Source organism: Blautia difficilis, assembly GCF_014297245.1.
Lineage (GTDB): Bacteria > Bacillota > Clostridia > Lachnospirales > Lachnospiraceae > Blautia_A > Blautia_A difficilis.
Window position 1 is genome coordinate 102,815 of sequence record NZ_JACOQG010000005.1, and the last position, 25,456, is coordinate 128,270.

Here is a 25,456-nt window from a genome sequence, read left to right on the forward strand (position 1 = left end):
GAAAAAGCAGAGAAGAAAGGGGAATATAGTATATGGCAGGATTTAAAACAAAAGTGACACCGGAAATTGAAAAACTTACAGATATCTGTAGGGATAATACCAGTCTGGATCTGTCGTTATATGCAAAGTATGATGTAAAGAGAGGCCTGAGAGATATAAATGGTAAAGGTGTTCTTGCAGGTTTGACCCAGGTTTCAAATGTTCAGGCTACAAAGGTGGTAGATGGCAAAGAGGTTCCCTGTGCGGGAAAGCTTTCTTACAGAGGCTATGATATCAAAGATCTGACCAAAGGATTTATCCAGGATGACAGATATGGCTTCGAGGAAGTGGCATATCTGCTTCTGTTCGGAAAACTTCCGGATAAACAGCAGCTTATGGATTTTACAGAACTTCTGGCTAACCAGAGATCACTTCCTACCAATTTTGTCAGGGACGTAATCATGAAGGCTCCCAGCAGAGATATTATGAATGGACTTTCCAGAAGCGTTCTGACACTGTATTCGTATGACCATAATCCAGATGATACCTCTTTGCCAAATGTACTGCGACAGTGTCTGAATCTGATCAGTGTTTTTCCGTTGTTGTCTGTATATGGATATCAGGCATACAATCATTATGTGAAGGGAAAAAGTCTTTATATCCATAATCCAAAGAAGGATCTGACAACGGCTGAAAACATTTTGCGTATGTTGAGACCGGATAAGAAGTATACCCATTTGGAAGCAAAGATTCTGGATATTGCGTTAATTCTTCACATGGAGCATGGCGGTGGAAATAACTCTACTTTTACTACTCATGTAGTATCTTCTTCCGGTACAGATACTTATTCTGCCATTGCAGCAGCTCTTGGTTCACTGAAGGGTCCAAAGCATGGTGGCGCCAATATTAAAGTAGTAAGTATGTTTCATGACATGAAGAAAGAAGTGAAGGACTGGACAGATGAAGATGAAGTTCGTGTGTATCTCAAAAAATTACTCCATAAGGAGGCTTTTGACAGAAAGGGTCTGATCTATGGAATGGGACATGCGATTTACTCGGTATCTGATCCAAGAGCCGAAGTGTTTAAAGCATATGTGGAGACTCTGGCCAGAGAAAAGGGAAGGATGAAAGACTATGCCCTTTATTCTATGGTAGAGCGTTTGGCACCTGAAGTAATTGCCGAGGAAAGAAGGATTTATAAAGGTGTCAGTGCAAATGTGGACTTTTACAGTGGTTTCGTGTACAGTATGCTGGATCTGCCACTGGAATTATATACACCTATGTTTGCAGTTGCACGTATTGTGGGCTGGAGTGCCCATCGAATGGAAGAGCTCATCAATGCGGACAAGATCATTCGTCCGGCATACAAAAATGTGTTGGCACCAAGTATTTATGTGCCTCTTGCTGAGCGCTGACAGGACAGAAATACGCTTTTTGAAAGGATTAGTGAGGAAAATGACAAATAATAATGAGACAGCGTTAATTCTGGAAGGCGGTGGTACACGGGGGGTGTTTACGTCCGGAGTGCTGGACTGTCTGATGAAACATCAGATAGAGTTTCCTTATGTAACAGGAGTTTCCGCAGGCGCCTGTAATGCAGTGGATTATGTATCCGGGCAGATTGGCCGGACGAAGGACTGTGTGATCACGGAGGATAAGAATAACAGCTACATAGGCCTGAAGCAAACTCTGAAGAATAAAAGCCTGTTTGATATGGACATGCTGTTTGAACGATACCCCAATGAGATTTTTCCTTTTGATTATGATGCTTATTTTAATTCCGGAAAAAAATGTGAACTGGTAGTGACGGATTGCATTACCGGTCAGGCAAGATATCTGGAAGAAAAAAATGACAGAAAACGTCTGATGGATATCTGCCGTGCATCTTCCAGTATTCCTCTGGCATGCCCTATGGTGATGATTGACGGGATACCCTGTGTGGACGGCGGTGTGGCGGATTCCATTCCTGTGGTCCATGCCATGAAGGAGGGGTACCGCAAGAATGTAGTGATTCTCACTAGGAATTATGGATATCGAAAAAAGAAGCCTGGAGAGAGTAAGGCTGTTTATCTGGCTGCATTTCACAAATATCCCAATCTGCTGAACAGCCTTTTGAACCGATACCGGAATTATAACAGGACTCTGGAACTGATTGAGAAATGGGAAAAGGAAGGGCATATCTATGTGGTCCGTCCGGAAATCAAAACTGTTTCCAGAACTGAAAAGAATCCGAAAGTTCTTACAGAATTTTATCAGCATGGATATGACCTGATGGAGCAGAAGCTGGATGGTCTGCTGGAATATCTTGGAAATTAGGGGAATGGATACTGATGTTTAAATGCTTTTTTCCGGATGAATATCTGGATTCAACTTATGAAATTGATTTTGACAGTCTGTATGCACAGGGATACAGAGGTCTGCTTTTTGATATTGACAATACACTGGTACCTCATGGTGCACCTGCAGATGAGAGAGCCTGTGCATTGTTTGCACATTTGAAAGAACTGGGATTTCAGTGCTGTTTTATTTCCAATAATCAATATGAAAGAGTATCTTCATTTAATGCTTCTGTGGGAGCACGTTTTATAGAAAATGCCCACAAGCCATCTACGAAGAATTATATCCGTGCTATGGAATTGCTGGGCACAGACAGAAGTAATACTATTTTTATTGGAGATCAGCTGTTTACAGATATATACGGGGCAAAAAGAGCCGGAATACGTAATATTCTGGTAAAACCTATCAATCCCAGGGAAGAGATACAGATTGTACTGAAGAGATATCTTGAGAGAATTGTGTTATATTTTTACAAAAAGGAGGAGGGGAATTCATGAACCATATTGTGATTATAGGATTTATGGGTTCAGGAAAAACAAGAGTAGGTAAGAGACTGGCGAAGGATTTCGATTTACCGTTTATTGACATTGACCGTGTGGTTACGAGAAAAATGAATCTGTCCGTTAAAGATATTTTTGATAAATTCGGGGAACCATTTTATCGTGCATTAGAAACAACTGTGATCAAGGAATTGATCAAGGATCAGGAGCAGAAAGTGATTTCTCTGGGATCAGGACTTCCCATGCAGGAGCAGAATGAGAAATATATTAAGCAGTTGGGAACAGTGGTCTATCTGAAGGGATCTTATGAGACTTTGAAGGAAAGACTGGAAAATTCAAAATCCAATCCTTTGATCGACGGGGACGACAAGGCGGACAAGATTAAAAAGCTTCTGAAACAGAGAGATCCTGTTTATGCAAAGTTTGCTGACATTGAAATGATCACAGGAGATAAGCCTTTTGAGGAGTTGATTTCCCAGTTGGAAGAAAAATTGCAAACAGTAATAAAAAATAGTTGAAAAAAATAAGAAACTATTATAAAATCATATAAGAGTGTGTCGCAAAATTGCAGAAAATGAATACGCAGACACGCACTGTTGAGGCGGTTGCTGCATAGACAGAGAGCAGTAACGTTGAATTGTACAATTAAGGAGGAAATAGAAATATGATTTCAGCAGGTGATTTCAAAAACGGTATCACACTTGAAATTGACGGAAATGTATGTCAGATTGTTGAATTTCAGCATGTAAAACCAGGAAAGGGTGCTGCTTTCGTAAGAACCAAATACAAAAACATCATTACAGGATCAGTTCTGGAGAAGTCTTTCCGTCCTACTGAGAAATTCCCGGCAGCACGTATTGAACGTGTTGATATGCAGTATCTCTATGATGATGGTGATTTATACTACTTCATGAACGTAGAAACCTATGATCAGGTAGGTCTGACAAAGGATCAGGTAGGCGATTCTCTGAAATTCGTAAAAGAAAACGAAATGGTTAAAGTATGTTCCCATAACGGAAACGTATTTGCTATTGAGCCACCACTTTTTGTAGAACTTGAAGTAACTGAGACAGAGCCTGGATTTGCAGGAAATACAGCTCAGGGTGCTACAAAACCTGCTACTGTTGAGACAGGTGCGCAGGTTCAGGTTCCACTGTTTGTTAACCAGGGTGACAAACTGAAAATCGACACAAGAACCGGAGAATATCTCTCAAGAGTATAATCTAACAAAATGCGGATGATTGCTGTCCGTTTGATATGAAAAAAGCTGTCATTGTCGGAAGGCGATGGCAGTTTTTTGCTCAGAAGGAAAAACTGATTTTGGAGAAAAGAGGGAATAAAAATGGAATATGTTACATTGGGAAAGACTGGTTTAAAGGTTTCTAAAATTGGTCTGGGCGGAATACCCATTCAGAAAATTGATGCAGAGGGGACAAGAACACTGATGCATAAACTTTCGGACAGGGGAGTAAATTACATTGATACAGCCAGGGGCTATACAGTCAGCGAGGAATATCTGGGCTATGCATTGGAGGGAATCAGGGATAAATTTGTGATTGCAACCAAGAGTATGGCCAGGACAAGAGAAGCTATGGCAGCTGATATTAAAAAAAGCCTGTGCAATTTGAAAACAGATTATATTGATATTTACCAGGTACATAATCCAAGTATGGAGCAGTTGGATCAGGTTCTGGCAAAGGACGGTGCACTGGAGGCTTTGCAGGAGGCAAAGAAGGACGGAAAGATCGGACATCTGGGACTGACTGCTCATTCCGTAGAGGTGTTTGAGCGGGCGCTGGATCTGGATTGGGTGGAAACAATTATGTTTCCGTATAACATTGTGGAAAGTCAGGGCGAAGAGCTGATTGCAGAATGCAGAAAACGAAATATAGGGTTTATTGATATGAAACCCCTGGCAGGTGGAGCCATTGAAAACGGAACACTGGCACTTCGCTACATCTGCTCCAATCCGAATGTAACGATTGTAATTCCCGGAATGGCAGAAGAACATGAGATGGAGGAGAACATAAAGGCCTGTCTGGACTCTTCACCATTAAGTCAGGCAGAGCTTGATGAAATCAGGAAGGTCAGAGAACAGCTGGGTACAAATTTCTGCCGTAGATGTAATTACTGTGCACCCTGTTCTGCAGGCATCAGTATTCCCAATGTATTTCTGTTTGCCGGTTATCTGAATCGATATGATCTGGGCGAATGGGCCAGAAGCCGTTACAGTACACTGCAGGCAAAAGCTTCTGACTGTATAGAATGTGGAGTCTGTGAGACCAGATGCCCTTATCATCTGCCTATAAGGAAGATGATGAAGGAATGTGCAGAGCAGTTCGGCGAATAGTAATACGGCGAATAGTAATACGGCGAATAGTAATGTAATAATTACCCTTGACAGGACGAATAGTTTTTTTTATAATAACAAGAAAGCAGACCGTGTTGGCGGTCTGCAGACTTTCGTCTGAAAACCAGCAGGCTGTATGTTCAGCTATAAAGTTTAGGGCTTGTACTGGTTTCGACGGGGGCTTTGAAGTTTAGGAAGCCATCCGCAGACTCCTGGACTGCGTATCAACTGGGAAACTAAATATAAACGCAGACGAAAAGTTAGCGTTAGCAGCCTAATTGCTGCTCGTCAGCCCTGATGCACTCACACATTGGGAACCTGGCGTCGACCTTGTGAGAAACCTTATCAGGTAAGCTTTGCCCTGGTAGATGTATGATGAAGCTACTGAGATCATAAGCCTGTCGGTGGGCGTATGATCGAGGGAATGTTAAATCAGCGACTGTGATGGGAGATGCCTCAATGAATAGGCTTTCGGACGCGGGTTCAATTCCCGCCAGGTCCATAGGAAGAGCACTGTATTTACGGCGCTCTGGGATGCAGATAAAAATGGTGCATGGTTTTTAGACCAGGCACCATTTTTTTGCTGTATTTTATACTATAAAATATTATTTTTATTTGCTTCCTGTGTTCACATTTATTCCACAAATGTTTGCTATAGTACAGTAATAAGAAAAACAGAGATTATTTTTTACAATAAAGATAACGGAGGAACAGTTATGGATGCATTAAAAATCCTGGTTGTGGATGATGAAAGCCGTATGAGAAAGCTTGTCAGTGACTTTCTGACTAAAAAGAATTTTCAGGTGCTGGAGGCCGGGGACGGTGAAGAGGCAATTGATATTTTTTATGCAGAAAAGGATGTTGCACTGATCATACTGGATGTAATGATGCCTAAGATGGATGGGTGGGAAGTGTGCCGTGAGATTCGTAAGAATTCCAAGGTGCCCATTATTATGCTTACTGCAAGAGGAGATGAGCGAGACGAGCTTCTGGGCTTTGAACTGGGAGTGGATGAATATATTTCCAAGCCTTTCAGTCCAAAAATCCTGGTGGCGAGAGTAGAAGCAATCCTTCGTCGTACAGGACAGGGAAATACAGAAGATACTCTGTCAGCGGGAGGAATTGTGATTGACAAGGCTGCTCATATTGCTACAGTGGACGGAAAAACCATGGACTTAAGTTTTAAAGAATTTGAATTATTGACATATTTTCTGGAAAACCAGGGAATTGCACTTTCCAGGGAAAAAATCCTTAATTCTGTGTGGAATTATGATTATTTTGGAGATGCCCGTACCATTGATACCCATGTTAAAAAACTGAGAAGTAAAATGGGAGACAAAGGAGAATATATCAAGACTGTATGGGGTATGGGATATAAATTTGAGGTTGATGCATGATGTCCGGAGGCAGAAAAGAGAAAAAGCAGAACAGTAAAAAGAAGAAAAATATCAGAAAATTCCATTCTCTGAAACATCAGATTTCAGTTCTGTTTATTGGCCTTCTTCTAGTGTCGATTTTTTCTATCACGTTGATAAACGGACTTTTTCTGGAACGATATTATGTATCAAAAAAAGTGGAAGTACTGGAGGAAGCCAGGACAGTTCTTTCTCAGATGAATCTGGATAACCTTCTGAAATATGATACAGATAAGGATGGAGAAATAGAGAATACGTCGAAAGCAGAGGAAGAGGTGCCGGATGAGATCGAACACAGCAGTTCCAGAAATAATCTGACCTGGATCATTGTAAATGAGGAGAACAGCGGTTATTATTACTGGGGGGAAGCCAATATGGCTAAAATGCTCCGTAGCAAACTTTTTGGATACATTAATGATCTGGATAAGGATATGGAGCATAGTCACATTCTGAAGCAGACGGAAGATGGTATCATTTGGCAGGTACATGATCGTTTTGCAGGTATGGAGTATGTAGAATGCTGGGGACAGTATGAAAATGGATACTACTATCTGATCCGCTCTCCGCTGGAGAGTATTAAGGAGAGCGCAGCCATATCCAACAACTTTTATCTGTTTGTAGGAGTAGTGATCATCCTGATCAGTGGTTTGCTGATATTGCTGATCACTAACCGGATCACCAGACCTATCAGTGAACTGACAAGGCTTTCTGAAAAAATGTCCAATCTGGATTTTGAAGCCAGATATGAGAGCCATGCAGGAAATGAGATTGATGTTCTGGGCGATAATTTCAACAAAATGTCCAGAAAACTGGAAAATACAATTTCTGAATTGAAATCAGCAAACAATAAGCTGCAGAAGGATATTGAGGATAAGATCAAGATTGATGAGATGCGTAAGGAGTTTCTGGATAATGTTTCCCATGAGCTGAAAACGCCCATTGCGCTGATTCAGGGATATGCAGAGGGTCTAAATGAAAATATATCTGATGACCCGGAAAGCAGGGCTTTTTACTGTGAAGTAATTATGGATGAGGCATCCAAAATGAATAAGCTGGTAAAAAATCTGCTGACCTTAAACCAGCTGGAATCCGGCAAGGATGCGCCAATGATGGAACGCTTTGATATTGTATCACTGATTCATGGAGTCCTGCAGTCCATGCATATTATGATCGAGCAGAAAGAAGCCACTGTGATATTTGAGGCACAGGATCCTGTGTATGTATGGGCAGATGAGTTTAAGACAGAAGAGGTGGTAACCAATTATACAAGTAATGCCCTGAATCATCTGGACGGAGAGCGAAAAGTGGAAATTAAGATCCTGCAGGAGGCTGATTGCGTGAAGGTAACAGTATTTAATACCGGAACCCCCATTCCTGAGGAGGATATTCCAAATCTGTGGAATAAGTTTTATAAGGTAGACAAGGCTCGTACCAGAGAATATGGAGGCAGCGGAATCGGACTTTCTATTGTAAAGGCAATTGTGGAAGGAATGAACCAGAAGTATGGCGTTTGTAACTTTGATAATGGAGTCGAGTTCTGGTTTACTCTGGACAGCAGGCAGTAAAGTCAGAAAAACAGGCAGAAGCAAAGAAAGCACTTTGCAACTGTCTGTTTTTAGGTTATACTATACAGATGGATGAAAAGATAATGACAGGATGATTATCATGAAATACAAGAATTGAGCAGAAACATCAGGAGGAAGACATGATTGGAATAATTGACTATGATGCAGGAAATATCAAAAGTGTAGAAAAAGCGCTTCATTATCTTGGAGAAAAAACGGTGGTATCCCGTGATCCACAGATCCTGTTAAATGCAGATAAAGTAATTTTGCCCGGAGTAGGAAGTTTTGGACAGGCTATGGACAATCTTCATACATACGGACTTGTGCCTGTGATCCATGAGATTGTAGAGAAAAAGACCCCGCTTCTGGGAATTTGTCTGGGATTACAGCTCTTTTTTGAAAGTAGTGAGGAGACACCGGGTGTGGAAGGTCTTGGAATCCTAAAAGGGAAAATTGTTAAGATCCCGCCTGCGCCTGGGCTTAAGATTCCACATATGGGATGGAATTCCCTGCATCTTCAGAATAATGGCAGACTGTTTCAGGGAATCCCGGAACAGACCTATGTATATTTTGTGCATTCCTATTATCTGCAGGCAGAGGAGCCTGAGATAGTAAAGGCTACCACAGAATACAGCACCTGTATTCATGCTTCCGTAGAAAAGGACAATGTATTTGCCTGCCAGTTCCATCCGGAAAAGAGCAGCAAATGGGGACTGAAGATACTTGAAAATTTTGCTGCTGTGGGAAGAGACGGCAATACTGAGAAGGAGGGAAAATAAGATGTTTACAAAGAGAATTATTCCCTGCCTGGATGTAAATAAGGGACGTGTGGTAAAGGGCGTAAATTTTGTGCAGCTTCGCGATGCGGGTGATCCGGTGGAGATTGCCAAAGCCTATGATGCAGCAGGAGCAGATGAACTGGTGTTTCTTGATATTACAGCATCCTGCGAACAGAGAGATACGGTAGTTGACATGGTAAGACGGGTTGCTGCCAATGTATTTATCCCGTTTACAGTAGGCGGCGGTATCCGTACTGTAGATGATTTCAAGAAACTGCTGAGAGAAGGAGCAGATAAGATTTCTGTAAACTCTGCGGCAATTGACAGACCGGAACTGATCAGTGAGGCGGCTGACAAGTTTGGAAGCCAGTGCGTAGTGGTTGCCATTGATGCCAAGAAAAGAGAGGATGGCGGATGGAATATTTACAAACATGGCGGAAGACTGGACACAGGGATTGATGCAATAGAGTGGGCAAAAAAGGTGGAAGCTCTGGGTGCAGGGGAAATCCTTCTCACCAGTATGGACTGTGACGGTACAAAAGCAGGATATGATCTGGCTCTTACCAAAGCAATCTCTGATGCTGTCTCCATTCCTGTGATCGCATCAGGTGGAGCAGGTAGACTGGAGCACTTTTATGATGCACTGACCGAGGGTGGAGCAGATGCTGCGCTGGCTGCGTCTTTATTCCATTATAAAGAACTGGAGATTTCTCAGGTGAAGGATTATCTGGCTGACAGAGGAATTTCTGTCAGACGATGACCACGAAAAATACAAGAGGTGAAGGATAAGGTATGTCAGCAATTTCAGGTGACTGGCTGGAAGCCCTGAAGGGGGAATTTCACCAGCCGTATTATGCAAAATTATATAAAACGGTGATGACAGAATATCAGACCAGGAAGATTTTTCCTCCTGCGGATGATCTGTTTAATGCATTTCATTTTACACCGTTAAATGAAGTGAAGGTAGTAATCCTGGGTCAGGATCCCTATCATAATGACGGACAGGCTCATGGGCTTTGTTTTTCCGTAAAGAGAGGAGTGGAGACTCCGCCGTCCCTGGTGAATATTTATCAGGAGCTTCATGATGACTGTGGATGCTATATCCCCAATAACGGTTATCTGGAGAAGTGGGCGAAGCAGGGGGTGCTTCTTCTGAACACAGTTCTGACTGTACGCGCCCATCAGGCAAATTCACACAGGGGAATCGGCTGGGAGCAGTTTACGGATGCTGCGATCCAGGTTCTGAATGAGCAGGACCGTCCTATTGTATTTCTGCTCTGGGGACGTCCGGCGCAGATGAAGAAATCCATGCTGAATAATCCGAAGCATCTGATCCTGGAGGCACCTCATCCCAGTCCTTTGTCTGCTTACAGAGGATTTTTCGGGTGTAAACATTTCGGTAAAACAAACGAATTTCTTGTTGCCAATGGTCTGGAACCCATCGACTGGCAGATAGAAAATATATAAGAAAAGAGGTAATGTGTAGTCAGGTAAAAGACACACAGTGATAACATGAATCAGAAAAACAATTTAGTAAAAAATGCATCCTTTCTGATGATTGCAGCTATGATCTCCAAGGTGATCGGTCTTCTGTACAAGAGTCCACTTTCCAATATTATCGGAAGTCTGGGAATGGGCTATACAAGTCTTGCACAGAATGCCTATATGATCCTTCTGATGATCGCATCCTTTAGTATTCCACAGGCGGTATCCAAGCTTATCTCCGAGCGTATTGCTCTGAAGGATTACAGAAATGCACATAAGTTCTTTAAGGGTGCTATGATCTATGCCATGGTGATTGGCGGAGTGGTGGGTTTATTCTGCCTCTTTGGAGCAGGACTGATCATCCCTCAGAATCAGAAGGATGCAATTCCGGCACTTCAGATACTGGCTCCGACGATTTTTTTGTCTGGTATCCTTGGGGTATTCAGAGGATATTTTCAGGCATACAGAAATATGATGCCAACATCGATCTCCCAGATCATTGAGCAGGTATTTAATGCGGCAGTCAGTCTTCTGGCAGCCTGGGGATTTATCAATGCATTCTCAGATGGAACAGAGAACAGCATTGCAAAATGGGGGGCAGCAGGTTCCACAGTAGGAACCGGAGCCGGAGTGGTGACTGCATTGGCATTCATGCTTCTGGTGTATGGTGTAAACCGCAGAAAAATCCTGCACCGGGTAGCGAGAGACCACAGACATCAGGAAGAGTCCTACAAAGAGATTTTCCGTGTAATCATCCTGGTTGTTTCGCCGATTATTCTCAGCGCCTTTGTTTATAATGTAAATGCGTATATCAATGGGTATCTTTTCTCGGATATTCTGGGAAGAAGAGGTGGAGATGCGGCACAGATCGGTATTTTATATGCAGAGTATGCTACTTACTTTATGACAATTATTAATATTCCTCTGACGCTGTCCAGTACGGCACCTACTTCCATGATTCCGGAAGTTTCCGCCCTGTATGCCACCGGAGATATTGAAGCGACCAGAGAGTGCATTGACCAGACCGTACAGCTTTCTATGGTAGTTTCCGCCCCATGTGCAATGGGATTGGCAGTGCTTGCACAGCCGATTGTATTTTTGCTTTACGGAAATTCCACAGGACTGGCAGCTAACCTGCTGATCCTTGGTTCGTTTTCAATTCTGCTCAATGGAATGTCAAATATTTCCAATGGAGTTCTGCAGGCGATCGGACAGCAGAGGATTCCGGTGATTACGGCAGCAATCGCACTGGTTGTGGATATTGTGGTAGTGGTAGTGTTGCTGTTTACTACAAACCTTGGAGTTTATGCACTGCTGATCGCAATGGTGATCTATTCTGTGGTTGTATGTGTGTTAAATGACAGAGCCATGAAGAAATATCTGCAGTATAAGAATCCATGGAAAGAAGGATATCTGTATCCTGTTCTTGCATCTGTTCCCATGGGAATTGTTGCAGGCTGTATCTGCTATGGATTGAACATTTTTGTAAAATCCAATTTCATTTGTCTGATCGTTTCCATTCCTGTTGCTGCGGTTGTTTATCTGTTTGCTTACCTGATCATCAGCAAGCCGTCAGAATCACAGCTTAGAAGAATTCCGGGTGGAAGCTATCTGATAAGGATTGCAGAGAAACTTCCGTTCTGGCAGAATAATTAAACACTGAAATTATAAAAACAAAAGAGTTATATTTCATGGTTTAAATGTATTTCTGAAATAGAAACACATTTAAAATTTCTGAAATATAACTCTTTTATTTTATGCGTCTTTCTTTTCTGTTTTTTTCAGGTTTTTCTGGGCTGTGGAGAGCATCAGTTTGATTCGGTTCAGCTGGTTAACTTCACTTGCACCCGGATCATAGTCGATAGCTACAATATTGGCTGTGGGATATTCTCTGCGGATCTCTTTGATAACACCCTTACCCACAATATGGTTCGGCAGACATCCGAAAGGCTGGATACAAACAATGTTTGGAACATCTCCATGGATCAGTTCCATCATCTCACCTGTCAGGAACCATCCCTCACCTGTCTGGTTTCCGGTGGAAACAATGGGAGATGCCATTTTTGCCAGATCTCTGATATCAGCAGGCGGTGCAAAATGGCGGCTCTGTGCAAGAGCTTCGCTTGCAGGCTTTCTTACCCATTCGATTGCTTTGATTCCCCAGTTTGCCATGGTTGCCTTGGACTTCTTGAATCCAAGATTTTCTACCTTAAAGTTCTGATTATAGAAGCAGTAGCACATGAAATCGATCAGATCCGGTACAACTGCCTCAGCGCCTTCAGATTCCAGAAGCTCTGCCAGATGATTATTTGCAGCAGGCAGGAACTTGACAAGGATCTCACCTACGATGCCCACACGAGGTTTCTTCACATCGCTGATGGGGATGGTATCAAATTCGTGAACCATTTCGCGGCACATTTTCTTAAACTGGCTGTGGCTGACACTGCTTCCGCTTAAGAAAGAGATCACACGCTGTTCCCAGATTTTGTGCTTTCTGTTTACGATTCCCTCTTCCAGTTCATAAGGACGCATACGATATACGCATTTCATCAGGATATCTCCGAATACGGCACCGTAAGCTATTTTCTTCACTAATGGAAGGGTAAGCTTGAATCCGGGATTGCTTTCCAGACCGCTTAAGTTAACAGAGATAACCGGAATCTGTTCCATACCGGCTTTCTTTAATGCGCGACGTATAAATGCGATATAGTTGGAAGCACGACATCCGCCACCTGTCTGTGACATGACAACAGCCGTTTTGTTCAGGTCATATTTACCGGAAAGCAGAGCATCCATAATCTGTCCCACAACGATCAGAGACGGATAGCAGGCGTCATTGTTTACATACTTCAGACCAACATCCACTGCATGCTTATTGTCATTCGGAAGCACCTCCAGGTTGTATCCGCAGGAATTGAATGCAGCCTGCAGGAGGCTGAAATGGAAGGGGGACATCTGCGGGCAGAGGATGGTATAGTCCTTTCTCATTTCCTTTGTAAAGGATACTTTATCAATAGAAGCAGGTTTGACAGTACGTTTCTGCCCCTGGGCTTTCTTCGCGCGGATGGCTGCGATCAGGGAACGGATACGGATTCTTGCAGCACCAAGGTTATTTACCTCATCAATCTTTAAGCAGGTATAGATTTTGTCGCTTCCGTCAAGGATTTCATAAACCTCGTCTGTAGTAACTGCATCCAGACCACATCCGAAAGAGTTCAGCTGGATCAGATCCAGATCATCACGTGTCTTTACATAGTTTGCAGCAGCATACAGTCTGGAGTGGTACATCCACTGGTCATTGACACGGATCGGGCGTTCCACAGGTGCCAGATGAGAGATGGAATCCTCGGTAAGTACGGCAATACCATAGCTGTTGATCAGGTCAGGGATACCATGATGAATTTCCGGGTCAATGTGGTATGGGCGGCCTGCAAGGACAATACCGTGGCGGCCTGTTTCTTCCAGGTATTTCAGGGTTTCTTCTCCCTTTTTCTGCACATCACGGCGTGCAGCAGCCATTTCCTCCCAGCCCTTATGTACAGCAGCTTTGACTTCTTCAGCCGGGATATCCTTAAATTCCTCGACCAGACGGCCTGCCAGAATTTCCTCAGAAGTAAATGCAAGGAAGGGATTGCGGAAATCAATGGACGGATCATTTAATTCATCTACATTGTTCTTGATATTCTCTGCATAGGAAGTAACGATCGGGCAGTTGTAATGGTTGACTGCATCCGGAAATTCGTTACGTTCATATGGGATACATGGGTAGAAAATAAATTTCACACCATTGCGGATCAGCCAGGTTACATGGCCATGGGCAAGTTTGGCAGGATAGCATTCGGATTCACTTGGAATGGACTCAATACCCAGTTCATAAATCTTTCTGGTAGAAGTAGGGGAGAGCACAACCTCATACTTCAGTTCTGTAAAGAAAGTATACCAGAAAGGATAATTCTCAAACATATTCAGAACACGGGGGATACCTACTTTGCCTCGCGTTGCCTTATCAGCAGTAAGCGGTGTGTAGGAGAAAATTCGTTTATATTTGTATTCATAAAGATTCGGAATATGATCTTTGTTCTTTTCCTTGCCAATACCGCGTTCGCAGCGGTTACCGCTTACATACTGACGGCCTCCGGAGAATTTGTTGATAGTCAGACGGCAGTTATTGGTACATCCACGACAGTTTGCCATAGAAGTTGTATATTTCAGCTCGTTGATCTTATCAATGGAGAGCATAGTAGTTTCTGCGCCTTCCTGATGGCGTTCGCGGGCAATCAGTGCAGCACCGAAAGCACCCATGATTCCGGCAATATCCGGACGGATAGCTTCGCAGCCGGCAATCTTTTCGAAACTTCTCAGAACTGCATCATTGTAGAAAGTACCACCCTGTACAACGATGTGTCTGCCCAGTTCGGAAGCATCAGAAACTTTGATAACCTTATAGAGTGCATTTTTGATAACAGAGTAAGCAAGACCTGCGGAAATATCGGAAACCTCAGCTCCCTCTTTCTGTGCCTGCTTTACCTTGGAATTCATGAAAACAGTACATCTGGTACCAAGATCAATAGGATGCTGTGCAAAAACAGCAGCTTTTGCGAAATCCTGTACTGTATAATTCAGGGATTTGGCAAAGGTTTCAATGAAGGAACCGCATCCGGAGGAACATGCTTCATTTAACTGTACGCTGTCAACGGTCTTATTGCGGATTTTGATACATTTCATATCCTGTCCGCCGATATCCAGGATACAGTCTACCTCCGGGTCAAAAAACGCTGCTGCATAGTAATGGGATACGGTCTCAACCTCGCCCTCATCCAGGATCAGAGCAGCCTTAATCAGAGCCTCGCCGTAACCGGTAGAACAGGAATAAGCAATCTTTGCGTCTTTGGGAAGCAGTTCATAAATCTCTTTAATAGAACGGATGGTAGTTTTTAATGGGTTTCCGTTGTTGCTGCTGTAAAAAGAATAGAGAAGTGTTCCGTCTTCGCCTACCAGTGCAGTTTTTGTTGTGGTGGAACCTGCATCAATACCCAGATAGCAGTTTCCTTTATATGTAGCCAGATCTCCTGTTTTTACTTTGTAGGAACTCTGACGTTTTGCAAATGCATCGTATTCTTCCTGAGAAGCGAAAAGTGGTTCCATACGTTCTACTTCAAAATCCAGCTTAATGGAATTGCGGAGTCTGTCTTTCATTTCTGTCAGGGAAATGGAGTTGTCTTCTTTTGCATTTAATGCAGAACCAATGGCTGCAAAAAGATGGGAGTTCTCCGGAATGATAGTGTGCTCCTCATCCAGCTTCAAAGTACGGATAAAGGATTCTCTCAGTTCGGACAGGAAGTGAAGCGGACCACCCAGGAATGCAACATGTCCACGAATGGGTTTTCCGCAGGCAAGACCGGAGATGGTCTGGTTTACAACTGCCTGGAAAATAGAAGCTGACAGATCCGGTTTGGTTGCACCGTCATTGATCAGCGGCTGGATATCAGTTTTGGCGAAAACACCGCAGCGTGCAGCAATCGGGTAGAGTGCCTTGTAATCTTTGGCATATTCATTCAGACCTGTGGCATCTGTCTGGAGAAGAGAAGCCATCTGGTCGATGAAAGAACCGGTACCGCCTGCACAGATACCGTTCATACGCTGTTCTACGTTTCCATTTTCAAAATAAATAATCTTGGCATCCTCACCGCCAAGCTCGATGGCGACATCTGTCTTTGGCGCCAGCTTCTGCAGAGAGGTAGAAACTGCAATAACCTCCTGGGTAAAAGGAACTCCCAGATGGTTGGCAAGGGTCAGACCGCCGGAACCTGTGATCACAGGATGGAGAGTCATCTCACCATACTGGTCAAAGGCCTCCTGAAGAAGATCTGCAAGGGTTTCCTGAATGTTGGCGAAATGACGCTTGTAATCCGCGAAAATGAGATTTTCATTCTCATCTAAGATCGCGATCTTTACAGTAGTGGAACCAATATCAATTCCCAGTGTTTTGTAATTCATAAAGTAAATTCAAGCCTCCTCTTTCTGTATAAAAAGAAAAAATAGTAAAGCAATTCTTTCCTATTAAAATATCTATTTCCAGATATGGAATATTCCGTAATATTATACGCTAATGGTCTGGAAAAGACAAGATGAAAGTTTACCAAGGTTTGAGTGATTTGCAGTTGAAAATTCAGCTATTTCAAGATATAATAAAAAAAGTGATTTTTATCAAGAGGAGAAGAAAAATGGCAGAATATAAACTTCTGAAAACAGAGGGGCGTGCCAAACGTGCGGAGTTTCATACAGTACATGGTACGATCCAGACTCCTGTTTTTATGAATGTGGGAACGATCGGTGCGATTAAAGGCGCTGTATCCACCATGGATTTACAGCAGATCGGAACACAGGTAGAATTATCAAATACTTATCATCTTCATGTACGCCCGGGTGATAAAATAGTAAAGCAGTTAGGTGGCCTTCATAAATTTATGGTATGGGACAAACCGATCCTTACAGATTCAGGCGGATTCCAGGTATTTTCCCTTGCAAAGCTGAGAAAGATCAAAGAAGAGGGAGTTTATTTTAATTCCCATATTGACGGACATAAGATCTTTATGGGACCGGAAGAGAGTATGCAGATCCAGTCCAATCTTGCTTCCACTATTGCCATGGCATTTGATGAATGTCCCAGCAGTGTGGCTGACAGGGATTATGTGCAGAAGTCTGTAGACAGAACCACACGATGGCTTGCCCGCTGCAAGGCAGAGATGGCAAGACTGAACAGTCTGCCGGATACCATTAACAAAGAACAGCTTCTGTTTGGAATCAACCAGGGTGCTGTTTATGAAGATATCCGTATTGAGCATGCCAAAGCGATCTCTGAAATGGATCTGGATGGCTATGCGGTCGGCGGTCTGGCAGTTGGAGAAACCCATGAAGAGATGTACAGGATCCTGGATGCGGTAGTCCCCTATCTTCCTCAGAATAAACCTACTTACCTGATGGGCGTGGGAACACCGGCCAATATTCTGGAAGGTGTTGAACGTGGAATTGATTTCTTTGACTGCGTATATCCAAGCCGTAACGGCCGTCATGGACATGTATATACCAATCATGGAAAAATGAATCTGTTCAATGCAAAATATGAACTGGACACACGTCCTATCGAAGAAGGCTGTCAGTGTCCTGCATGCCAGCATTACAGCAGAGCCTATATCCGTCATTTGCTGAAAGCAAAGGAAATGCTGGGAATGCGTCTCTGTGTACTTCACAATCTGTATTTCTACAATCATATGATGGAAGAGATCCGAGATGCTCTTGATGCAGGAAACTTCGCAGAATATAAGAAAATGCGGCTGGAAGGCTTTGAAGAGGGAAAAATAAACTCGAAAAGATAATTTGTATATAAAATAATTATTAAATATGCCAAAAACTCTTGAAGTAAAGCGGTTTTTTGTGTATGATGTGTAGTGACGCTTTAATCGGATTGTTATGCATGAAACACAAGGTTTCATACAGAAGGTAACGGAGATTATAAGTGAATCGCAAAGCAGTTCTTCAGTATGAACAGCTGTCAGGACGGTCTGTGAATATATGACGGACTGCAAATATGCAGAATAACAGGAAAAGTTACAGGAGGAATCAAAATGGACGCATCAAGCGGAATGGGTATGGTTGGCGCTATTGTCTGGATGGTAGTACTGTTCGGAATTATGTATTTCTTAATGCTTCGCCCTCAGAAAAAAGAGCAGAAAAGATTGCAGGCAATGTTAAATGACATGGAGGTTGGTGACAGCATTGTTACTACCAGTGGATTTTATGGCGTGATCATTGACATGACAGAAGAAGACGTGATCGTAGAATTCGGTAACAACAAAAACTGCCGTATTCCAATGAGAAAACAGGCAATCGCTGAAGTTGAGAAAGCCGGAAGCGCTGCTGAATAATGAAAGAGATAAAAAAAGTGGGACCTATAGTCAGTGATGGCTGTGGTTCTGCTTTTTTTTATTTTTTATAGCAAAATGTCCGGAAAACAGTACTTTTGGATTTTTTCACTTTAATAGGTTGAAATCTGTCGGAAAGTGCGTTATTATAATAACAATTACGCAATTAGAGTATTTTGGAGGAAATTATTATGGATTATAAGATTGCATTGATCCCCGGTGACGGAATCGGACCGGAAATCGTAAGAGAAGCAAAGAAAGTACTGGACAAGGTATGCGAGAAATATGGACACAGCTTTTCCTATTCAGAAGTTCTGTTAGGCGGCGCATCCATCGATGTACACGGCGTACCCCTTACTGATGAGGCAATTGCTACTGCAAAATCATCAGACGCCGTACTGATGGGCTCTATTGGCGGAGATGCAAAAACTTCTCCATGGTATAAACTTGAGCCGTCCAAACGCCCGGAAGCAGGACTTCTTGCAATCCGTAAGGCATTAAATCTTTTTGCAAACTTAAGACCGGCTTACCTTTACAATGAGCTTAGAAAAGCGTGCCCTCTCCGCGATGAGATCATCGGAGACGGATTTGACATGATCATTGTACGTGAGCTCACAGGCGGTCTGTATTTTGGAGAACGTCAGACAGTTGAAGAGAATGGCGTGAAGAAAGCAATTGATACACTTTCCTATAACGAAAACGAAATCCGTCGTATTGCCATCAAAGCATTTGAGATCGCACGTAAGAGAAGAAATAAAGTGACAAGCGTAGACAAGGCAAATGTTCTGGATTCTTCCAGACTCTGGAGAAAAGTGGTAGAGGAAGTTGCCAAAGATTATCCGGATGTTACCTTAGAGCATATGTTGGTTGACAACTGCGCAATGCAGCTTGTACGTGATCCGAAACAGTTCGATGTTATCCTTACAGAGAATATGTTTGGAGATATCCTTTCAGATGAGGCAAGTATGGTAACAGGCTCCATCGGAATGCTTTCATCTGCAAGTTTAAATGAAACAAAATTCGGTCTCTATGAGCCAAGCCATGGTTCTGCTCCTGACATTGCAGGACAGGATAAGGCAAACCCCATTGCAACTATTCTTTCTGCAGCAATGATGCTTCGTTTCTCCCTTGATATGGATAAAGAAGCAGATGCAGTAGAAGCAGCAGTACAGAAAGTCCTGACAGAGGGATACCGCACAGGCGATATCATGTCAGAGGGATGCAAACTTGTAGGAACAAAAGAGATGGGCGACCTGATCGCAGCAGCTCTGTAAGAATTGATATTAAGAGGATTCAGCCGGCGCAGGCAGATTACGGGGTCAGGAATGCCGGCTGAATCATTAAAAAATAAATAAAACAGTAAGAAAAGAGGAAATAAAACAATGAGAAGTGATGCAGTAAAAACAGGCACACAGCAGGCACCTCACCGTTCCCTGTTTAATGCTCTTGGAATGACAAAAGAAGAAATGGAAAGACCTCTGGTAGGTATCGTAAGTTCTTACAATGAAATCGTACCAGGTCATATGAACCTTGACAAGATCACACAGGCAGTTAAGCTTGGTGTGGCAATGGCAGGGGGTACACCTGTTATGTTCCCGGCAATCGCAGTCTGTGACGGTATTGCAATGGGACACGTTGGAATGAAATATTCTCTGGTCACCAGAGATCTGATCGCAGATTCCACAGAAGCTATGGCAATGGCACATCAGTTTGACGCACTGGTAATGATTCCAAACTGTGACAAGAACGTACCCGGACTTCTGATGGCAGCAGCCAGACTGAATGTTCCTACTGTATTTGTAAGCGGTGGCCCGATGCTTGCCGGACATCTGAACGGACACAAGACAAGCCTTTCCAGTATGTTCGAGGCAGTAGGTGCTTACGCAGCAGGCAAGCTTGATGAGGACGGCCTGACAGAATGCGAAATGAAAACATGTCCTACATGCGGATCCTGTTCTGGTATGTATACAGCAAACTCCATGAACTGTCTCACAGAGGTTCTTGGTATGGGTCTGAAAGGAAACGGAACCATCCCTGCTGTATATTCTGAACGTATCCGTCTTGCAAAACACGCAGGTATGCAGGTTATGGAAATGTACAGAAAGAACATCCGTCCAAGAGACATCATGACAAAAGAAGCAATCCTCAATGCCCTGACAGTAGATATGGCACTTGGATGCTCCACAAACAGTATGCTTCACCTTCCGGCTATTGCTCATGAGATCGGAATGGACTTTGATATCAGCTTTGCAAATGAGATCAGTGCAAAGACTCCAAACCTTTGCCACCTTGCACCTGCAGGCCCTACATACATGGAAGACCTGAACGAAGCAGGCGGTGTATACGCAGTTATGAACGAACTGAATAAGAAAGGACTCCTTCATACTGAGTGTATGACTGTTACAGGCAAGACAGTAGGCGAGAACATCAAAGACTGTGTAAACTTAAATCCGGAAGTTATCAGACCCATCGACAATCCATACAGCCAGACAGGCGGACTTGCAGTTCTCAAGGGTAACCTTGCACCGGACGGCGGTGTTGTAAAACGTTCTGCAGTTGTAGAAGAGATGATGGTCCATGAAGGACCTGCAAGAGTCTTTGATTGTGAAGAAGACGCAATCGCAGCTATCAAAGGCGGCAAGATCGTAGAGGGTGACGTAGTAGTTATCCGTTACGAAGGACCGAAAGGCGGCCCTGGTATGAGAGAAATGCTGAATCCTACATCTGCCATCGCAGGTATGGGACTGGGATCTTCTGTAGCCCTGATCACAGACGGACGTTTCAGCGGTGCATCCAGAGGAGCATCCATCGGACATGTATCACCGGAAGCAGCAGTCGGCGGACCGATCGCACTTGTTGAAGAAGGGGATATGATCAGTATCAATATTCCGGAACTGAAACTGGAGATCAAGGTTTCTGGTGAAGAAATGCAGGCAAGAAAAGCAAAATGGCAGCCTCGTGAGCCAAAGGTAACAACAGGATATCTTGCAAGATATGCTGCAATGGTAACCTCCGGAAACAGAGGAGCAATCCTTGAGGTACCAAAAGCCAGATAAAATTGCCATTAAAAATACAAAAAACCTTCGAAGTAAGGAGGAAAGACAAAATGCAGCTTACAGGTGCTGAAATTATCGTTGAATGTTTAAAAGAACAGGGCGTTGACACTGTATTCGGATATCCGGGCGGTGCCATTCTGAATGTATATGACGCCCTCTATGAATATAAAGACCAGATCACACATGTGCTGACCTCCCATGAACAGGGAGCTTCCCATGCAGCAGACGGATACGCAAGAGCAACCGGCAAAGTCGGCGTGTGTCTCGCAACTTCCGGCCCCGGAGCTACCAACCTGGTAACAGGAATCGCAACTGCATACATGGACTCCGTACCAATGGTAGCCATCACATGTAACGTAGGAACACCCCTTCTTGGAAAGGATTCCTTCCAGGAGGTGGATATTACCGGAATCGTAATGCCTATCACAAAGCACAGCTTTATTGTAAAGGATATTACGACTCTGGCAGATACTGTCCGCAGAGCATTCTATATTGCACAGAGTGGCCGTCCGGGTCCTGTGCTGGTGGATGTGACAAAGGATGTGACAGGTGCAAAATATGAATATACCTCCCGGCGTCCGGTGGCTGTTCTGCCGAAGGTAGATACAATTAAGTCAGAAGATATTGACACTGCTGTCCAGTTGATCAGTGAGTCAAAGAAACCATTTATCTTTACCGGCGGTGGCACCATCATTTCCAATGCTTCCCCGGAATTGACAGAGCTGGCACACAGAATTGATGCGCCGGTGTGTGACAGCCTTATGGGAAAAGGTGGATTTTCAGGAGAAGATCCTCTGTATACAGGTATGCTGGGAATGCATGGAACTAAAGCTTCCAACCTGGGAGTTTCCAAATGTGACCTGTTGATCGTGCTTGGAGCCAGATTCAGTGACCGTGTCACCGGAAATACAAAGACCTTTGCAAAACAGGCAAAGATTCTTCAGATTGATGTAGATGCTGCAGAGATCAACAAAAATATTGTTGTGGATGCCAGCGTTATCGGGGATGAGAAGGAAGTACTGAAACGGATCCTGGAGAAGCTTCCACAGATGAAGCATTCTGAATGGACCGGAAAAATCAGTGAACTGAAGGAAAAATATCCCTTAAGATATGATCACTCCCAGCTTACAGGCCCATACATTATTGAAAAGCTGTACGAACTGACAAAAGGAGATGCCATCATCACAACAGAGGTTGGACAGAACCAGATGTGGGCAGCTCAGTATTTCAAATACAAAGAGCCAAGAACTTTCCTTTCTTCCGGTGGCCTGGGAACTATGGGATATGGACTTGGTGCAGCCATCGGTGCCAAGATGGGAAGGCCGGATAAGACAGTGGTAAACATTGCAGGTGACGGCTGTTTCCGTATGAATATGAATGAGATCGCAACAGCAGTCCGCTGTGGCAGACCTTTAATAGAAATCGTATTGAACAATCATGTACTGGGAATGGTACGTCAGTGGCAGACCTTGTTCTATGACCACAGATATTCCCATACAATTTTAAATGATGCAGTAGATTTTGTGAAGCTGGCAGAAGCCATGGGAGCAAAAGCAATCCGTATCACAAAGATGGAAGAGGTAGAGCCTGCATTAAAAGAGGCTCTGGCATGTCCGGGACCTATCGTACTTGACTGTATGATCGATCAGGATCTCAGTGTATTCCCCATGGTACCGGCAGGCGCAAGCATTGATGATATTTTTGATGAGGAGGATATGAAAAACAATGAGCAGAGTGTATAATTTTTCCGCAGGACCGGCTGTACTGCCGGAAGAGGTACTGAAAGAAGTAGCAGAGGAGATGATGGACTATCAGGGCTCCGGTATGTCTGTAATGGAAATGAGCCACAGAAGCGCTGACTTCCAGAAGATCATTGACGAAGCAGAGCAGGATCTCCGTGATCTGATGAAGATTCCGGATAACTATAAGGTATTATTTCTTCAGGGCGGAGCTTCCCAGCAGTTTGCAGCAATTCCTATGAACCTTATGAAGAACAAGGTTGCTGATTACATTGTAACAGGACAGTGGGCAAAGAAAGCATACCAGGAAGCACAGAAGTATGGTAAAGCAAACAAGATCGCTTCTTCTGAGGATAAGACGTTCTCCTATATTCCTGACTGCAGTGACCTTCCGATCAGTCCGGATGCAGACTATGTATACATTTGTGAAAACAACACGATTTACGGAACAAAATTCAAAGAACTCCCGAACACAAAAGGAAAAACTCTGGTAGCAGATGTTTCCTCCTGCTTCTTATCTGAGCCTGTTGATGTATCTAAATATGGAATCATCTATGGCGGTGTACAGAAGAATATCGGACCTGCAGGTATGGTAATCTCCATTATCCGTGAAGATCTGATCACAGATGATGTTCTGGAAGGAACACCTACTATGCTGAAATTCAAAACACAGGCAGACGCAGGTTCTCTTTACAATACTCCAAACTGCTACTGCATCTATGTATGTGGTAAAGTCTTCAAATGGCTGAAGAAAATGGGCGGCCTGGAAGAAATGCAGAGACGTAATATTGAAAAAGCGAAAATCCTCTATGATTTCCTTGATCAGAGCAAGCTTTTCAAAGGAACTGTTGTACCGGAAGACCGTTCTCTCATGAATGTACCCTTCGTAACAGGTGACAAGGACATGGATGCCAAATTTGTAAAAGAAGCAAAAGAGGCAGGGCTTGTAAACTTAAAAGGACACCGTACAGTGGGCGGTATGCGTGCAAGTATCTACAATGCTATGCCAAAAGAAGGTGTGGAAGCACTGGTTGCTTTCATGAAGAAGTTTGAGGAGGAAAATGCATAATGTTTCAGTATCATTGCCTGAATCCCATTGCAGAAAAAGGTCTGGGATTATTTAATGAAGAATATAAGAAAAGTGAAGATCTGCAGGAGTGTGATGCAGTCCTTGTAAGAAGTGCAAAGATGCATGACATGGAGCTTCCTGAAAGCGTAAAAGTAATCGCACGTGCAGGTGCAGGTGTCAACAATATTCCTGTAAAGGACTGTGCAGAGAAAGGCGTGGTAGTATTCAATACACCGGGCGCCAATGCAAACGGTGTGAAGGAGCTTGTACTTGCAGGTATGCTCCTTGCTTCCCGTGATATCGTAGGCGGTATTGAATGGGTTGCCAAAGAGAAAGACCAGGAAGACATCGATAAACTTGCTGAGAAACAGAAGAAACAGTTCGCAGGATGCGAGATCATGGGCAAGAAGCTGGGTATCATCGGTCTTGGTGCCATCGGAGCAATGGTGGCAAACGCTGCTTCTGCACTTGGAATGGAAGTATACGGATATGACCCATACATCTCCATTGATGCTGCATGGAATCTTTCCCGCACCATCAAACATATTAAGAGCCTGGATGAGATTTATTCCCAGTGTGATTACATCACCATCCATGTACCTCTTCTTGACAGCACAAAAGAGATGATCAACAAAGAAGCATTAGACAAGATGAAAGATGGCGTAGTACTTCTGAACTTTGCCCGGGATCTTCTGGTTGATGAGGATGCTCTGATCGAAGCATTGGACAGCGGAAAAGTGAAGAAATATGTGACAGACTTTGCAAACCATACAGTAGCAGGACATAAGGGAATCCTGGTAACTCCACACCTTGGAGCATCCACAGAGGAATCCGAAGAAAACTGTGCGGTAATGGCAGTAAAAGAAGTAAGAGATTTCCTTGAGAACGGAAATATCAAAAACTCTGTAAACTTCCCCAACTGTGATATGGGAACCTGCGTAGCAGTAGGACGTATTGCCATCTGCCACAAAAATATCCCGAACATGATCAGTCAGTTCACCAAGATCCTTGGTGCAGAAGGCCTGAACATTGCAGATATGACAAACAAGAGTAAAGGTGAATACGCATATACTCTTATCGATTTGGAAAGCACAGCTTCTAAAGAAGCACTGGATGAGCTGAAAGCAATTGAAGGTGTTTCCAGAGTGCGGGTTGTAAAATAGTAAGTTAGAAGCTAACGGTTCAGTATTTTTATAATGACTGTCGAGTTGTAATAGAGATTTATATATTTAACCGAATCAAGTAAGTCCCCTGCTTCAA

At 43.5% G+C, this 25,456-nt stretch carries 20 protein-coding genes and 1 other RNA gene; 20 read left to right on the top strand and 1 reads right to left on the bottom strand.

All coding sequences use genetic code 11. The features are described from left to right. Nucleotides 1–32: 32 nt before the first annotated feature. The 13 genes from H8Z82_RS05065 (at nucleotide 33) to H8Z82_RS05125 (ending at nucleotide 12,066) form a co-directional block, all read left to right on the top strand. Nucleotides 33–1,394, top strand: coding sequence for a citrate/2-methylcitrate synthase (locus tag H8Z82_RS05065; RefSeq protein ID WP_186994468.1), 1,362 nt, complete (start codon nucleotides 33–35; stop codon nucleotides 1,392–1,394). Nucleotides 1,395–1,434: 40 nt separating this feature from the next. Then, nucleotides 1,435–2,295: a patatin-like phospholipase family protein gene (locus H8Z82_RS05070; protein ID WP_019162008.1), complete on the top strand. Its 861-nt coding sequence runs from the start codon at nucleotides 1,435–1,437 to the stop codon at nucleotides 2,293–2,295. A gap of 14 nt (nucleotides 2,296–2,309) precedes the next feature. Then, a complete protein-coding gene (locus H8Z82_RS05075; RefSeq protein WP_186994469.1) occupies nucleotides 2,310–2,813 on the top strand; it encodes a YqeG family HAD IIIA-type phosphatase in 504 nt (167 codons plus the stop codon). Then, nucleotides 2,810–3,334 (top strand): shikimate kinase, encoded by a 525-nt coding sequence (locus H8Z82_RS05080; protein ID WP_019162006.1) that lies wholly within the window; start codon nucleotides 2,810–2,812, stop codon nucleotides 3,332–3,334. The genes H8Z82_RS05075 and H8Z82_RS05080 overlap by 4 nt, the downstream gene beginning before the upstream one ends. 146 nt (nucleotides 3,335–3,480) lie before the next feature. Further along, nucleotides 3,481–4,038 (top strand): elongation factor P, encoded by a 558-nt coding sequence (gene efp / locus H8Z82_RS05085; protein ID WP_019162005.1) that lies wholly within the window; start codon nucleotides 3,481–3,483, stop codon nucleotides 4,036–4,038. Between the two features lie 120 nt (nucleotides 4,039–4,158). Beyond that, nucleotides 4,159–5,166, top strand: a complete 1,008-nt coding sequence (locus tag H8Z82_RS05090; RefSeq protein WP_186994470.1) for an aldo/keto reductase — start codon at nucleotides 4,159–4,161, stop codon at nucleotides 5,164–5,166. Nucleotides 5,167–5,322: 156 nt separating this feature from the next. Beyond that, nucleotides 5,323–5,671, top strand: a transfer-messenger RNA (tmRNA) gene (ssrA, locus tag H8Z82_RS05095). A gap of 211 nt (nucleotides 5,672–5,882) precedes the next feature. Continuing rightward, the gene (locus H8Z82_RS05100) at nucleotides 5,883–6,563 is read left to right on the top strand and encodes a response regulator transcription factor (protein WP_019162003.1); all 681 of its coding nucleotides are present in this window, start codon (nucleotides 5,883–5,885) and stop codon (nucleotides 6,561–6,563) included. Further along, nucleotides 6,563–8,146: a sensor histidine kinase gene (locus tag H8Z82_RS05105; protein ID WP_330607857.1), complete on the top strand. Its 1,584-nt coding sequence runs from the start codon at nucleotides 6,563–6,565 to the stop codon at nucleotides 8,144–8,146. The genes H8Z82_RS05100 and H8Z82_RS05105 overlap by 1 nt, the downstream gene beginning before the upstream one ends. 140 nt (nucleotides 8,147–8,286) lie before the next feature. Further along, on the top strand, nucleotides 8,287–8,925 hold the full coding sequence (hisH, locus tag H8Z82_RS05110; protein ID WP_186994472.1) for an imidazole glycerol phosphate synthase subunit HisH: 639 nt from the start codon (nucleotides 8,287–8,289) through the stop codon (nucleotides 8,923–8,925). 1 nt (nucleotide 8,926) lies between these two features. Next, on the top strand, nucleotides 8,927–9,685 hold the full coding sequence (gene hisF, locus H8Z82_RS05115) for an imidazole glycerol phosphate synthase subunit HisF (RefSeq protein ID WP_186994473.1): 759 nt from the start codon (nucleotides 8,927–8,929) through the stop codon (nucleotides 9,683–9,685). Nucleotides 9,686–9,717: 32 nt separating this feature from the next. Further along, nucleotides 9,718–10,392 (top strand): uracil-DNA glycosylase, encoded by a 675-nt coding sequence (gene ung / locus H8Z82_RS05120; RefSeq protein ID WP_186994474.1) that lies wholly within the window; start codon nucleotides 9,718–9,720, stop codon nucleotides 10,390–10,392. A gap of 45 nt (nucleotides 10,393–10,437) precedes the next feature. Continuing rightward, nucleotides 10,438–12,066: a putative polysaccharide biosynthesis protein gene (locus tag H8Z82_RS05125; protein WP_173743784.1), complete on the top strand. Its 1,629-nt coding sequence runs from the start codon at nucleotides 10,438–10,440 to the stop codon at nucleotides 12,064–12,066. A 99-nt stretch (nucleotides 12,067–12,165) separates the two neighbouring features. Here the strand turns inward: H8Z82_RS05125 and H8Z82_RS05130 are convergent, their stop codons facing one another. Continuing rightward, entirely contained in the window at nucleotides 12,166–16,407 is a 4,242-nt protein-coding gene (locus H8Z82_RS05130) for a 2-hydroxyacyl-CoA dehydratase (protein WP_186994475.1), read from the bottom strand. Between the two features lie 227 nt (nucleotides 16,408–16,634). Between H8Z82_RS05130 and tgt the strand changes: the two genes are divergently transcribed. The 7 genes from tgt (at nucleotide 16,635) to H8Z82_RS05165 (ending at nucleotide 25,359) form a co-directional block, all read left to right on the top strand. Further along, entirely contained in the window at nucleotides 16,635–17,786 is a 1,152-nt protein-coding gene (gene tgt / locus H8Z82_RS05135) for a tRNA guanosine(34) transglycosylase Tgt (RefSeq protein WP_008703492.1), read from the top strand. Nucleotides 17,787–18,035: 249 nt separating this feature from the next. Continuing rightward, nucleotides 18,036–18,335, top strand: a complete 300-nt coding sequence (gene yajC, locus H8Z82_RS05140; RefSeq protein WP_062807765.1) for a preprotein translocase subunit YajC — start codon at nucleotides 18,036–18,038, stop codon at nucleotides 18,333–18,335. Between the two features lie 188 nt (nucleotides 18,336–18,523). Further along, nucleotides 18,524–19,606, top strand: coding sequence for a 3-isopropylmalate dehydrogenase (gene leuB / locus H8Z82_RS05145; protein ID WP_186994476.1), 1,083 nt, complete (start codon nucleotides 18,524–18,526; stop codon nucleotides 19,604–19,606). A 108-nt stretch (nucleotides 19,607–19,714) separates the two neighbouring features. Beyond that, nucleotides 19,715–21,388 carry a dihydroxy-acid dehydratase gene (gene ilvD / locus H8Z82_RS05150; RefSeq protein WP_186994477.1) on the top strand — a complete coding sequence of 558 codons (1,674 nt, stop codon included), beginning with the start codon at nucleotides 19,715–19,717 and terminating at the stop codon, nucleotides 21,386–21,388. Nucleotides 21,389–21,438: 50 nt separating this feature from the next. After that, nucleotides 21,439–23,130, top strand: a complete 1,692-nt coding sequence (gene ilvB, locus H8Z82_RS05155) for a biosynthetic-type acetolactate synthase large subunit (RefSeq protein ID WP_173683725.1) — start codon at nucleotides 21,439–21,441, stop codon at nucleotides 23,128–23,130. Beyond that, nucleotides 23,114–24,196: a 3-phosphoserine/phosphohydroxythreonine transaminase gene (serC, locus tag H8Z82_RS05160; protein WP_186994478.1), complete on the top strand. Its 1,083-nt coding sequence runs from the start codon at nucleotides 23,114–23,116 to the stop codon at nucleotides 24,194–24,196. Before ilvB ends, serC begins: the two co-directional genes overlap by 17 nt. Beyond that, the gene (locus tag H8Z82_RS05165) at nucleotides 24,196–25,359 is read left to right on the top strand and encodes a phosphoglycerate dehydrogenase (protein ID WP_186994479.1); all 1,164 of its coding nucleotides are present in this window, start codon (nucleotides 24,196–24,198) and stop codon (nucleotides 25,357–25,359) included. Before serC ends, H8Z82_RS05165 begins: the two co-directional genes overlap by 1 nt. Nucleotides 25,360–25,456 lie beyond the last annotated feature (97 nt).